Genomic DNA, 13,798 nt, shown 5'->3' on the forward strand with positions numbered 1-13,798 from the left:
AATGAAGGAAGGGTGAAATGTATGGGCTATGCTGAATCGACGTTTCGAATCGCCTGTTCATTTTTTGTGCTGCTTCTTTTAACGCGGCTCATGGGAAAAACAGAAATCAGCCAGCTAAATGTATTTACATTTATTACGGCAATTACGATTGGTAATATCGCTTCTTCCCTCTCCACTGATGAGCGAGTGGAGATTGATAAAGGGGTTTATTCACTGCTAGGATGGACATTTTTAACAATCGCTATGGGCTATCTTGGAATGAAATCGAAAAAAGCGCGGCATCTTATTACCGGTGAGCCTAAAATTGTGATTAAGCAAGGGAAAGTGATGGAAAAGGCATTAAAACAAGTCCGGCTAGATATTGAATCTCTTTTAGGCATGCTGAGGCAGCAAAACGTATTTTCCATAAAAGATGTAGAATACGCCATATTAGAAATCAACGGAAACCTTTCCGTTATGCAAAAACAAGATAAAAAGCCGAACTCGTGGTCAAAAACGCTTTTATTTCCCACTTCAACGGGCGTTATTTACGATGGAAAAGCGAATGAAGATGCCTTGAAGGACCTGCATGTAGATAATAATTGGCTGCATAAACAGCTAGAAAAAGCGGGAGTCAACTCAATTGATGACGTCTTTTACGCTGAGGTCCAGTCCGACGGATCGCTTTACATTGACTATAAAAAAGACAAATTTAACTCATAAAAAAAATCCGTACCAAAAGGCACGGATTTTTTATTAGCTTGCTTTTTTCACACGATTTGTAATGGTATCTTCTTTTGGTGATGTTTTACGAATAAAGAAGGCTAAAACAAACGCTATCACACTTAAAATCGTTGCAATCATAAACGCATCGTTAATACCCATTGCCGTACCTTGATTCACAGCTTCAGCCATACTGCCTTTATCTGTCGGCAAAATTTGCTGATTCGTTACGATGTTTTTCACGTGTTTTTCACCTTGATTCATCATAATAGATACAAAGAACGCCATTCCTACAGCTCCAGCAACCATTCGAAGCGTATTAACCATCGCTGTGCCGTATTTATTTAAGCTAAGCGCAAGCTCATTTAATCCTGCTGTAAATATTGGCATCATGAGCAGCGACATACCAAACATACGAACAGTATAAACAATCATTACATACATAAATGTTGTTGTTGTTTCAAGTTTTGTTAGTTCATATGTTGTCACAACGGTAATCGCTAAACCAATAACAGCAAGCCATCTTGCTCCAAACTTATCAAACAGACGTCCTGTAATCGGAGACATAATCCCCATTACAATTCCCCCTGGCAGTAATAGCAAGCCTGAAAGAAACGGTGAAAAACCGCGTACGTTTTGCATATAAATCGGCATTAAAATCATACCTGAAAACATTGCCATTGTCACAATCACGTTAATGATTGTTGTTAAAGTGAACATACGGTAACGGAAAATACGGAATTCAAGAAGCGGCTGATCGATTTTTAACTGACGGAAAATAAAGAACAGAATTGAAATACCGCCTACAATGAACATAGCTAATACTTCAGTGCTGGTCCAGCCCTTTGTACCGCCCGTAGCGAACGCATAAAGCAAGCCGCCAAATCCAATTGTTGACAAAATAACGCCAAGCACATCTAGCTTAGGTCGGCTTGTTTCCGTCACGTTTTTCACTAAAATAATAGCCGCAATTACGTTAATGAGTGCAATGGGAAACATCATAAAGAATAAAACGCGCCATGAGTAGTGCTCAACTATTAAACCAGAAAGCGTCGGCCCTACTGCGGGTGCGAAGTTCATCGCTACACCAAAAATCCCCATCGCAAAGCCGCGTCGGTCAGGTGGGAATAATGTAAAGATAACGTTGGTAATTAGCGGAAATAAAATCCCTGCTCCTGCTGCTTGCACGACGCGTCCTACTAAAATAACGGAAAATGTCGGTGCAATACCGCAAAGCAGTGTTCCTACTGTAAACAGCCCCATTGCTGTAATATACAGCTGCCTTGTAGTAAATCGATTCATTAAAAATGCTGTAATTGGAATAACAATTCCGTTTACTAACATAAAGATGGTTGTTAACCAGTTACCCGTAGCCGCCGTTACATGGAAATGATCCATCATTTGCGGAAGCGCAATGTTAATCAGCGTTTGATTTAAAAAAGCGACGAGCGCTCCCATTATCATTACGCCAAAAATAGACCGAGTTCGGGCTTGATCGGACTGTTGTGTTTGTGTATTCATTTTAACAAGACCTTTCCCTTTAAAATTATCTGTATGTAAATCTTCAGATGACAAACAGGTTAAGAATATATTTTATGTGTTCATTCTATTAATTTATGTCACGAATATTTAATGAACTTAATTATATACCGGATAAATATATCTGTTTCCGAAATATTTGTCAACAAATATGATCATTTTCGTAAAACTTTTCCATCAGTATATATAAAGTAGTATGCCCTTTAATGAAGAAAAAAATGAGAGCCCTTCAAAGAAGGCTCTCATTTCCTTAAGAAATACTTATTTTAAGATTTGGACTTTTACTGTTTTTCTTCCCCATTTTAACGCTTCTTTTTGAGAAGGAAGAAGAACGTCAATTTTATTTCCTTTAATCGCACCGCCCGTATCAGCTGCGATTGCCGTGCCGTAACCCTCTACGTATACTTTTGAACCAAGCTTAATCACTTTTGGATCGACAGAAATCACTTTTTGATTTGGATTCTTTTTCAAGTCAATTCCAATCGCTGTTTTTCCGCTGCAGCCTTTGCAGTTCGCTGTGTACGCTGTTGCTGTTACTTTAAATTCTTTCACAACGTTTGAAGGCTTCGCAGGCGCTGCTTTAGCAGGCGTGCTTGATTTTGTTTGAGATACTTTTAATACTTGTTTCGGATGAATGCTGTCTGACTTTAAGTTATTCCACTGTTTCAGCTGACTAACCGATACTTTATATGTCTTTGCAATTTTGTATAGCGAATCTCCGCTTTTTACTGTATATGTATTTGTTGCAGCTGATGCACCACTTGCCACTCCGAACAGTGACATTAGAACTAAACTGAACGTAATCATTGTCTTTTTCATGTAATTGATTTCCCCTTTATCTACCAATACATAAAAAATAACACATGAATATTACAGTTATATTTCAGTAACATGTCAATAGTTTGATAGTTTAGTTACAGTAAAAATAAAGATTCTTCCTTTTAAACTAGTAAATTAATCCCTTTACTCTTCAAAAACATACATATTTAGGTATATGACGGTGCTTTTACACACGTTTATAATGGATTATTTCATTTGTAACATTTCACTGGTTCTAGAGGCTTATATTTTATTTTATATTGGTTATTTAGAACATAGTTTATTTAAAATTAATAAATGTGTTAAAGAACCTTAATATAAATCACTTTTTACACCGCTGTTGCTTTCCGCAGGAGTCTTCTTCTTGCTCTCCAATCAACAGCTAGAAACGCATACATACATGATCGTCATAACAATAAAAAATCCGAACGAGTTGGATTCTCTATCAAGAATCTCAATTCATCGTTCGGATTTTTCTTCCACTAAAATACTTTTATCATAGCCTTTTTATTTGAAATTAAGATGCCTGCATTACTTGTTAATATGGCTGCCACTGAAGCATTTTAGCTGCCTCGAACCTTTTTTCTACATTTGGCCAGTAAACTATTTTCCACCAATTATCAACGTACGGATCACGTTCATTTTTGTACTGCAAATAATAGGCGTGTTCCCATACGTCTAATACGAGCAGCGGAATTGTATCCCACTGCGTGAGAAGCTGATGGCGCTCTGCTTGCAAAACTTCAAGCTTTCGCGAACGCGGCGACCATACTAAGATAGCCCAGCCTACACCTTCCACTTTTTTTGCAGCTTGAGAAAAGTGCATCATAAATTTCTCATAGCTGCCAAAGTCTTTTTGAAGCTGCTGCAGCAGCTGCCGTCTCGGCCTCCCTCCTCCTTCTGGACTCATAATTTCCCAAAAGATTGTATGCAAGTAATGACCTGAGCCATGAAAAGAAGCTTCCCGTTCCCAATGTTTTATGAGGTCAAAATTGTTTGTGTTACGGGCTTGCTGCAGCATGAGCTCTGCTTTATTTAATCCATCTACATAGCTTTGATGATGCTTGCTGTGATGAAGACGCATAATTTCCCGGTTAATATACGGTTCAAGAGCTGAATAGCTATAGCCAAGCGGCGGCAGTTCGTGCTGTCCTGGCGCTATCGATTCTCGCTCCCTGCCGTCGTCTCCAAGCCGCTCTTTTAAGACTTTATCAATATGCCGCACTGCATTATTGATTTCTTCTAACGTATATTCGTTGACATCTTCTTCACTTAAATATTCAAGAACGTCTTCTTGCGTGCGCGTTATATATGACGTTATATCTACTTCTGTAATGGCTTCTTCAAATACAGGATCACATACTTGTTCAAGCCAGGTCTGAACTTCCATCAAGTATCTTTTTCTCTCATCTTGATCGGCCATACTTTCCCTCCTTACACCTCATCTTCACTATCATATTCAAAAGAAAAAGCAACATAACTTCCTACTTGTATCTATTGAGTTAGAAAATTCGACATAAAAAAGGTAAGAGTTCCTTTAAGCTTGAACTCTTGCCTTTTTTATTATATTTTCTTTGCCATATTCACATAATCAATCGTTTCTTGCTTGCTAACAGCCGCGTGCTTCAGCTTTGGATTATAATAGAGCTCGACTTTTATATTATTGATTTCACAGTCATCTGGCATATCCTGCAAATCCGTTAAAAATGGCAGCAAGTGGTTGTTCATATCGTATTCAAACGCCCCGTTTTGCAAGTAATACACCTTCGGCACATAGTTAATATGGCGAAAAAACTTCACTGCGTTAATTCGCTCACCGTATGAGGCGATCACTTCATCTTCTGTCAAGCTCGGATAAGATAAATTAAACACTTGCCGAACCGGCGTTTTCAGCCACTTGGTCAAGCAAGTCTGCGGATTGTTGACAAGCGCTTTTGCTCCTTTTACGTACCCCGCTAAAAACATCGACATAAAGCCGCCGCCCGATGATCCGTAAAACAGCACATTAGACGAACTAACCTGCACTTTTTTCATGAACTTTTCAATTAAAACCGCAATGTCTTTTAAATAAAAACGATCGCTTGTCCCTTGTCCCCACGCAAGCGACACCTTTCCTAAATAGAGCGTAGGATCGTTATAGTAAATGATTGAATCTTGGAATTCATTCATCCACGAATGGCGCTGAAAATAGGGAGGGCCTGCAGGCATTTCCTGACTTGCCCCTCCTCCTGAGCCAAACACAAGCAAATGAGAAGACTCTTTTTTTAATCTCACTAAAAACTCAAACAGCACTCCGTTCCAATCGACCGCGACTAAAACGGGCTTATTAAACGGCAGCTGAAGTTCATCTAGCTTTTCATACGTACTAGTTATTTTTTCATATTGATCAAGCAACAGCCCTGCAACTCACTTTCCTTAAAATGATCTGTCGTATGCGTCTGACATTGATCATGGCTCTATAAAAAAAGAACCTGTTACAGTGTATGAAAATCAGTGGACAAATGATTGTACATCTCATCAAAAAGAGGCCCTTACCACATTTCCGCCTAGGCTTCTGTCACGAAATACAACGCTTCACATACGATACAGCATCGTAAAAAATTCAAGGATCGGAGCTGAAGACCGTTGTCAACGTCTTATATGGATTACAATAATCCAAACGTGCAATACTTTTCTGATGTGAATAAAAACAGACTTAACACGCGCAACGATCAAAATTACATTAACCGATTAGGTCGGGATGTGCTCAACACATTAGGAAATGTGTCGTTACTCGATATTTATTTAAGCAAAAGCCGCGTGGTTGAACCGCACTACCATCAAAATGCCGCTGAGCTTGTCTACTGCATTTCAGGCTCAGCCGTCGTTTCATTAATCAATCCGTTTAACAACGAAGTCACAAATATTCCAATTACTCCGGGTCAAGTAGCCAATATTCCTCAAGGCTGGTGGCACTGGGAAATTGCGTCTGAAGACAATACGCATTTACTCGCTATTTTTGACGCTCCGTATCCGGAATACATTTTTGGATCTGATATTTTAAATAAAACGCCTATTGAAGTACTTGCTCATACGTACTGCTTAGATCCGGAGCAGCTAAAGAAAACGCTGGCTCCGTTAAAGAATCAAACTATCGTGATTGGACCAACGGACGAATGCGTAGAAAAAGGGCCTTACAAACAGAAAAAACAAGCTGGCTCCGCTAGCCACGAGACGCCTCCTTATAAGTATCCTCCGCCTCAGAATCCTTATTACTCCCATCAAAACCCCTATCACTATCGATATTGGTAAAGACAAGAAAACCCCGCTGCCAATGCAACGGGGTTTCTTAACGAATACATAACATTATTGTTCTTCTATATACGTGCTATGAAAGGCTGCTTCAATATATGCAACTTGGAAATGATAATGTCCAATTAAATATTTCACAATGTCCACCTGGTCGATTTTGCCGGGCTTATCGACCATCGCTTCTTTTACCATTTCTTCGAATGTACCTTGATCAAACTGTTCTTCATGGACAACAATTGTCTCAGAGTACATGTCGTCTTGTCCTTCTGAAATGCGATAGTAATACAATTTTTTCACCTCGATTTGTCTTAAGTGTATGTATACCCTTAACTACTCATTTTAAAACATTTTTTCAGCGTTCTTTTTCCGCTGTACGATAGGCTGCGGCTTTTACTTTCACAAGCAGCCTTGTAACCCAGTACGCCACTAGCGTTATTCCTATATCAATAAGGAAAATATAAAACAAACTCATTCCTTTTCTTGAATCAATAAATTTAAAATGATGTTCAAGAGGCGCCATTCCAAACGAAAAAACAGCGCTCAAAAGAATTGTATACAGATAAAAATTCTTTTGATGATTCGTACAATATTGATAAAGCAGCAGAAATCCTACCGGCAAAATAGAAGCGGTAATATTCGTTGCGTTCGGAAGCAGCGGCGTTAAGAAAAACGTGTGCGTTAAATGACCGCTTCTTCCAAGTGCAATATCAATATACGCCCAAAGCATGTGCACTGTGTAACCGAAGAAAAACACCTCAAAGATCCTCGTCCAATCTACGGTAAAATACAACAACACAAGAGGAAGAACGAGCGAAGCAAGCACCACCCAAAACTGCCAGTTTCCAAAATCTGAATACTGATGCCAATACGACGATAATAACTCCTGCAGCTTATCGCTTTGTTCATGTATGTTTCCCCAGTATCGTTCATAACTCACTGAAGTAACCTCCTATATAGAGTCTCTGCTTATGTATGTACGAATAAGCTCCATTTTATACAGAGAAACACGGGAAGCGGCCATTTATTGCTTACCATCACCTAAATACGTCACCGGGAGTTCATGCTCAATGACTTTACTTGCTTTTCGATTAACAGCATACGCTTTTGCTGTTGGTCTTGAGCTAACTGATGCGGATAGCTTCTCATCTTTAAAATGCAGCGCGACTCCATCATCTACAGCATAGCCTTCTTTCATTTCCCCGCTTGCCATTAACTCATGATACGAAGGTCTTCGATTGCTTTCTCCTTCGTAGTGAGGACAGTTGCTGCCGGTTAAAAACCCTAAACAGTCGATTTTAGACAGGTTGTTGTTCATTGAATCAGTGACGCCTTCTTCAAACCAGCAAAGTGAACCTGCGCTTATTCCCGCTAAGATTATTCCTTTTTTATAAGCTTCTTTTAAAATTGTATCAAGTCCCCACTCTTTCCATAAAGAAAGCATATTCCTTGTATTACCGCCGCCTACATACAAAATGTCGTGCTGCATCACATATGCTTTTAAATTCATAAAGTTTTGAGAAAACAGCGATAAATGAGACGGTGTGCATATCAACTTCTCAAACGCTTCATAAAACCTTTCTATATAATTATCCGCATCTCCGCTGGCTGTAGGGATAAAGCAGATTTTCGGCACATCTGTATGAGCTTGTGAAAGTATGTATTGATCCAGCAGCAAGTTATCCGGCTCCATCGAAAAACCTCCGCCGCCCATGGCTATAATTTGTCTCATTTCAATCATTCCTTTCAAAAAAGTGATATAGAAAATGTAAAATCATACTATTTCTCATAGATGACTTTCCGTATAATGGAAGAGTGAAAAAGGTGGTGCAAAGCTTTTGAAAATAGTACGAACACTTTTACTAATACTAGGCATTTTTATTATCTTGTTTTGTATTTTTGGCTATATCGATTATAACGGTCAAAAAATGGAACTAGGAGCCAAACAAGAAAAACACATTCCTTCCTCCATTAACACTGACGGAGGTACCATTACGCTATCTGCTGTAAGCGAAAAGTACGATAAAACGCAGTTTGGCTTTTTTGTTATCCAAAACAATTCGACGCATACCTTAACGATTCCTTATGAAAATACGGCGGATCACTTAAAAGACGGAAAGTGGTACGAAGTTGTGCTAAACGGATTAGAGTTCCCTGATAAAACCATCACGCTAAAGCCAGGGAAATCATTCAAACAAGATATCGCAACTCCTAACTACAAGGTAGGAAAATACCGTTTTGTACAGCACTTTAAAGATGAAAACGGAAAAGAGTATGTGTTAGCGGCTCCTTTTGAAATCGTTTGGCCGAGTCTTAAGAACGTTCTCGAGCAGTTTGATTAAAGGTAAAAAAGCACTTACCCGCTATGAGGTAAGTGCTTTTTATCAGTTCTGATTTAAAACGCGAAGCGTAACTTGCTTTGTTCCGACTTTTACCGTCTCTCCGTTTTTAATAGTTTCTTTCACACTGAGACTGTGCAGCAAAAGATTTTCTTGAAGCAGCGTTTCAAACTTCTCGACAGCTTTCTGCACTTCTTCGTCTCCGCTAAGCTCTAAATCGATACGTAAATTCACGGGTAAATCCAGCTTTTTACGATAATCTTGAACCGCTCGAATTACTTCACGAGCGACTCCTTCCTGCACGAGTTCTTCCGTTAACGCCGTATCCAACACCGCAGTATACATGCCGTTTGATGCCACTGCAAAACCTTCTTTTGGCACTTTTTCAACAAGTACGTCTTCCGTTTCAAGCGTTAGGTTCTCTCCCGAAGCAAGCGTAACACTTAGCTTGCCTTGTTCAACAAACTCTTTTCCTTGCTCTTCTGAAAGGTTTTTCAGCGCTTGGTTGACCTCATTCACTTGTTTTCCAAACTTCGGTCCAGCCTGTTTAAAATCCAGTTTTAATACGTATGAAACCAGTTTGTCGTCGTCTTGCTCCACGTTAAAGTTCTTTACATTAAGCTCATCTTTGATTACATCACGATATGCTTTCCACTCTACATCTTCTTCCGTTACCACAAGTGAAAGACTTTGCAGAGGCTGCTTTACTTTTAACGAATGCGTATTTCGAATGCTTCGGCCTAGTTCCACTACTTGAAGCACCGCTGCCATTTCTTTTTCCAGCTTTTCATTCACTTTCGTTTGATCATACACAGGATAGTCCGCTAAATGAACGCTTTTCCCTGTTAGATTTTCATGAACATCATCCGCAACAAACGGCGTAAACGGTGCTAATAGTTGACTTAATGTCACTAGTACTTCATGAAGCGTATCGTAAGCCGCTGCTTTTTCTCCGTCCATTCCTTCTGACCAAAAACGATCGCGGGAACGTCGCACATACCAGTTGCTTAGCTCTTCAATGAATACAGCGATTTCACGAGCCGCGCTTGTAAACCCGTAATCTTCAAGATGTGCTGTTGCTCGCTTAACCGTGCTGTGCAAACGTGAAAGAATCCACTCATCCAATTTTGTTTTTTTAAATTCATACGTTTGCTCCGGATCATAGCCGTCAAGCTTAGCGTACAGCACGTAAAAGCCGTACACGTTCACAAGTGTATCAATGACTTTTGACTTCGCTTCTTGCACGACACGCTCTGAAAATTTCTTCGGATTCCAAGGTGCACTGTCTGCTAAAAGCGCCCATCTAAGCGCATCAGCACCAAATGTATGAATAAGATCAACAGGGTCTAGCGCATTTCCTTTACTTTTAGACATCTTTTGACCGTTTTCATCTAAGACGTGACCAAGAGACAAAACGCGCTTATACGGTGCTTTTCCTGTAAAGAGCGTTGAAACTGCCATCAAGCTGTAAAACCAGCCGCGCGTTTGATCAATTCCTTCTGCGATAACGTCTGCTGGAAACTGCTTTTGAAACAGTTCGCTGTTTTCAAACGGATAGTGATACTGTGCAAACGGCATCGACCCGCTGTCAAACCAAACGTCAATCACTTCCGGCGTCCGCTTCATTTCTCCGCTGCAGACCGGACACGTTAGCTGCACGTCATCTACATACGGCTTATGAAGTTCAATGCTGTCATCCACGGAATGAGACGCATGTTTCTGAAGCTCTTTGATGCTTTTCGGCGCTACTTGATGCTGACATTCTCCGCATTTCCATACGTTCAGCGGCGTTCCCCAGTAGCGTTTTCTGCTGATGTTCCAGTCCACCATATTTTCTAAAAAGTTGCCAAAGCGGCCGTCCTTGATATGATCCGGGTACCACGTCACGCTTTCATTGTTTTTCAAAAATTGTTCTTTTAACGCCGTCGTTTGGATAAACCAGCTTTCATTTGCGTAATAAAGAAGCGGCGAGTCGCATCGCCAGCAAAACGGATAGCTGTGCTGATGCTTTTCTTTATGATACAGCACGTCTTGATTCGCTAAATAACGTACGATATCAACGTCGCAGTCTTTCACAAAACGTCCTTGAAACGGCGGCACTTCAGACGTGTACCGGCCTTTTTCATCCACTACGTTCACAAATGAAAAGTCGTTTTCTTTTACTACTCTGTAATCATCTTCGCCGTATGCAGGTGCTAAGTGAACAACTCCTGTTCCGCTTTGGTCCGTTACGTAATCAGCCGTTACGACTTCATGCCCTTTTTCCACTTTCACAAAATTAAACGGCGGTTCATACGACATCCCTTTTAACTCATTTCCTTTATGTTGAGATAAAACCGTATACTCTCCTTTTAACACTTTGTCTGCGAGTGCTTCTGCCACTATATACACGCTGTCGCCTTGCTCGGCGCGAACGTAGCTCATCTCTTCATGCACCGCAAGCGCCACGTTTGACGGAAGCGTCCAAGGCGTTGTCGTCCAGCCTAAAAAATACTCATTATCGCGGTTTTTTACTTTAAATTTCACCATTACCGTTAAATCTTTTACCTCTTTATACCCTTGCGCTACTTCATGCGAACTTAGTGACGTTTGACAGCTCGGGCAGTAAGGTGATACGCGGTGTCCTTTATAAAGAAGTCCTTTATCATGAATCGTGCCAAGCACGTTCCATACACTTTCAATGTATGAATTCTCCAAGGTGATGTAAGGGTCTTCCATATCAACCCAATAGCCAAGCTGCTCCGTGAACGCGCGCCACTGCTTTTCATACACAAATACACTTTCCTTACACTTGGTGATAAAAGCTTCTACACCGTATTTTTCAATGTCATGCTTTCCTGAAATTCCGAGCTGCTTTTCTACACCGAGTTCAACCGGCAGTCCGTGCGTATCCCAGCCTGCTTTTCGGATCACTTGATGCCCGGTCATTGTCTTATAACGAGCCACGACGTCTTTAATCGTCCGTCCTAGCGCGTGCCCGACGTGAGGAAGACCGTTTGCTGTCGGGGGCCCTTCATAAAATACAAACGACGGATGCCCTTCTCGGTTTTGAACCGACTGCTGAAACACATTTCCCTTTTGCCACTGCTGCTGGATACGCTGTTCGCGCTCTTGCGAAGACTCCCTTACATTCACTTCTTTCATGTGATACCACTCCTTTTAAAGTTAAAAGCACACAAAGAAACCCGTCCCTATGACTAGGGACGGGTTTTAACCGCGGTACCACCCTGGCTTCTATTGATCCGTTCATCAATAGCACTCAGCAACGTACAATCATACGCGTTCTTTTTAACGGTAGACTACCGTTCAAACTTACTTACAGTTCAGTTTGACTTCTCAGAGAGGATATTCCCCTGCAGCTTGAACACCGGCTTTCAGCTATCACCGGCTCTCTGTGGAACAAACTTGCAGCGTACTGATTCTCTTCAACGAATTTGTGTGCTTTTATTAGTAGCTATTGTATGCGGTTTGGAAGGGAATGTCAATGTTTATGATATTTATGTATGTTTCTTCTTATAATACAGCCGTCTATTGATAAAATAACTGCTTACCACTGTTTGCTGCCTTTTTCACGCTCTTAGAAAAAGGCAATGTACACAAAAAACCACCTCATTTAAGGTGGGTATTATTTGCCTCTACGACTTGAAAGATGATCTTTAAAACCAGTTAACAAATGGCGGGATGCTTTGAGGGAAATGAAATAGATTGCACGGATCATATGCTCGTTTCACTTCTCGAAGCTTTTTAAAATTCTCTCCATAATAAGCTGTCGGCCAATCTCTGATGAACCGGTCCGGCCAGTTCACATAATCTCCAGTTGTATATCTCGATAAAGCATTTCTTAATTCTTCAATCCATCGAATGTTTGATCGCTCTTCTGAAGGATGGCTCCATGTAGCAAGGTACTCCTGTGCGATAACAGCATCTCTATAATAGAAGGCCGTTTCATTAGAGCCAACTTCCTCCACTGCTCCCCCAAGAGACTGGTGCCAAATACTAGATTTTTCATTTGGGGCATTTTCTAAAAAATGCTTCATTGTTAGAATTGCCTCTTTTGGAAAAGTTTTATTAAGAAAAGAACCTGACCTTTTTCGAGGAGCGGGTTGATTTCCGCTCGAATCGTCAAAAAACTGTACAGCTTCAATATATGAAACTTCCTTTATTACTACTTTTTTAGGACAACCAACATCTATTAAAGGCTGCAGAAGCTCTTTCAACTTGAATGATGAACCAACGAATTCACCTTGAGCAATAATCTGATTTGCTTCTTTCGATTTTAACTCAATCTCCGAAGTTAAGCGTTTATCGGTATTCGTGGCCCAGTGCTGCCATGCATCAAAAGCAGCTTCGAAATCTTCCCATTCCCATGTAATTGAAAAGATTGACACCTTTGAGATAGGCTGCACCTTGAATGTAAGGGACGTAACAATACCAAAGTTTCCGCCCCCGCCTCCACAACAAGCCCAAAAGAGATCACTATTGTGATTTTTATTTGCCTTAATGAGTTCAACTTCTCTCTGTTCATTTACTATTGCCATTTCAACTTCAAGCAAATTATCACAGGTAAGCCCAAACAACCTTGATAACATCCCAATTCCTCCGCCAAGCACAAGGCCTACAAGACCAACACTGCTTTCCGTTCCTGCAGGGATAGTCGTTCCCTTTTTCCATAATTCATTATATACTTTCCCTAGATTAGCTCCTGCTTCTATTTTCGCTGTCATGCTTTTATTGTCGATCTTGATTCTATCCATTTCACTGACATCAATCACTAATCCACCGTTTACTAATGAAAAATTTTCATAGCTATGCCTACCGCTTCTTATTCGAAATGGGACATGATTTTCCTTTACCCACTTCAATGCATTTACTAAATCGTTTGTATTCTGACAAAATACAATTATTCTTGGAAATTTAGGCACACCTAAATTATTATTTGTTCTAGCCTGATCATATTCCGCATCATCAGGTGTAACGATTCGTCCAGTAAGCTTTGTTTCCTCCACGATATAACCCCCTTCTTAATACAGATAAGATGCTATATCTTATGAATTTTCTTCAGAAAAGACACACAGTTTAAAGGGGAGAAATAGAGAGTAGAAAACTTACTG

12 protein-coding genes and 1 other annotated feature are annotated in these 13,798 nt (G+C 40.4%); of the genes, 3 read left to right on the forward strand and 9 right to left on the reverse strand.

The genetic code is table 11. The features are described from left to right. The first annotated feature begins 21 nt into the window (after positions 1-21). Positions 22-702 carry a DUF421 domain-containing protein gene (locus POF52_RS21550; protein ID WP_075421760.1) on the forward strand — a complete coding sequence of 227 codons (681 nt, stop codon included), beginning with the start codon at positions 22-24 and terminating at the stop codon, positions 700-702. A 33-nt stretch (positions 703-735) separates the two neighbouring features. On the opposite strand, the gene POF52_RS21555 is transcribed toward POF52_RS21550, so the two are convergent. The 4 genes from POF52_RS21555 to POF52_RS21570 form a co-directional block, all read right to left on the reverse strand. Then, positions 736-2,223 (reverse strand): DHA2 family efflux MFS transporter permease subunit, encoded by a 1,488-nt coding sequence (locus tag POF52_RS21555; protein ID WP_028413037.1) that lies wholly within the window; start codon positions 2,221-2,223, stop codon positions 736-738. 279 nt (positions 2,224-2,502) lie between these two features. Further along, positions 2,503-3,060: a 3D domain-containing protein gene (locus POF52_RS21560; protein ID WP_271994756.1), complete on the reverse strand. Its 558-nt coding sequence runs from the start codon at positions 3,058-3,060 to the stop codon at positions 2,503-2,505. Between the two features lie 538 nt (positions 3,061-3,598). Then, entirely contained in the window at positions 3,599-4,483 is an 885-nt protein-coding gene (locus tag POF52_RS21565) for a superoxide dismutase (protein ID WP_034651345.1), read from the reverse strand. A 140-nt stretch (positions 4,484-4,623) separates the two neighbouring features. After that, positions 4,624-5,454 (reverse strand): glycosyl transferase family 2, encoded by an 831-nt coding sequence (locus POF52_RS21570; protein WP_271994759.1) that lies wholly within the window; start codon positions 5,452-5,454, stop codon positions 4,624-4,626. A 231-nt stretch (positions 5,455-5,685) separates the two neighbouring features. Here POF52_RS21570 and POF52_RS21575 point away from each other — a divergent pair, with 231 nt between their 5' ends. After that, positions 5,686-6,351, forward strand: coding sequence for a cupin domain-containing protein (locus POF52_RS21575; protein ID WP_176585340.1), 666 nt, complete (start codon positions 5,686-5,688; stop codon positions 6,349-6,351). A gap of 54 nt (positions 6,352-6,405) precedes the next feature. Here the strand turns inward: POF52_RS21575 and POF52_RS21580 are convergent, their stop codons facing one another. From POF52_RS21580 to POF52_RS21590, 3 genes are all read right to left on the reverse strand, one after another. Continuing rightward, positions 6,406-6,639 (reverse strand): hypothetical protein, encoded by a 234-nt coding sequence (locus tag POF52_RS21580; RefSeq protein ID WP_176585339.1) that lies wholly within the window; start codon positions 6,637-6,639, stop codon positions 6,406-6,408. A gap of 64 nt (positions 6,640-6,703) precedes the next feature. Next, the gene (locus POF52_RS21585) at positions 6,704-7,288 is read right to left on the reverse strand and encodes a hypothetical protein (RefSeq protein ID WP_271994762.1); all 585 of its coding nucleotides are present in this window, start codon (positions 7,286-7,288) and stop codon (positions 6,704-6,706) included. Between the two features lie 84 nt (positions 7,289-7,372). Beyond that, positions 7,373-8,080, reverse strand: a complete 708-nt coding sequence (locus tag POF52_RS21590; RefSeq protein WP_271994764.1) for a Type 1 glutamine amidotransferase-like domain-containing protein — start codon at positions 8,078-8,080, stop codon at positions 7,373-7,375. 106 nt (positions 8,081-8,186) lie between these two features. On the opposite strand from POF52_RS21590, the gene POF52_RS21595 reads away from it, so the two are divergent. Further along, positions 8,187-8,690, forward strand: a complete 504-nt coding sequence (locus POF52_RS21595) for an immunoglobulin-like domain-containing protein (protein WP_271994766.1) — start codon at positions 8,187-8,189, stop codon at positions 8,688-8,690. 42 nt (positions 8,691-8,732) lie between these two features. On the opposite strand, the gene ileS is transcribed toward POF52_RS21595, so the two are convergent. After that, on the reverse strand, positions 8,733-11,831 hold the full coding sequence (gene ileS / locus POF52_RS21600; RefSeq protein ID WP_271994768.1) for an isoleucine--tRNA ligase: 3,099 nt from the start codon (positions 11,829-11,831) through the stop codon (positions 8,733-8,735). Between the two features lie 52 nt (positions 11,832-11,883). Continuing rightward, positions 11,884-12,125 (reverse strand) — a binding site (T-box leader). Positions 12,126-12,343: 218 nt separating this feature from the next. Next, positions 12,344-13,693 (reverse strand): FAD-binding oxidoreductase, encoded by a 1,350-nt coding sequence (locus POF52_RS21605; RefSeq protein ID WP_271994770.1) that lies wholly within the window; start codon positions 13,691-13,693, stop codon positions 12,344-12,346. Positions 13,694-13,798 lie beyond the last annotated feature (105 nt).

This window comes from Priestia sp. AB (genome assembly GCF_028369225.1).
Taxonomy (GTDB): Bacteria; Bacillota; Bacilli; order Bacillales; family Bacillaceae_H; genus Priestia; species Priestia megaterium.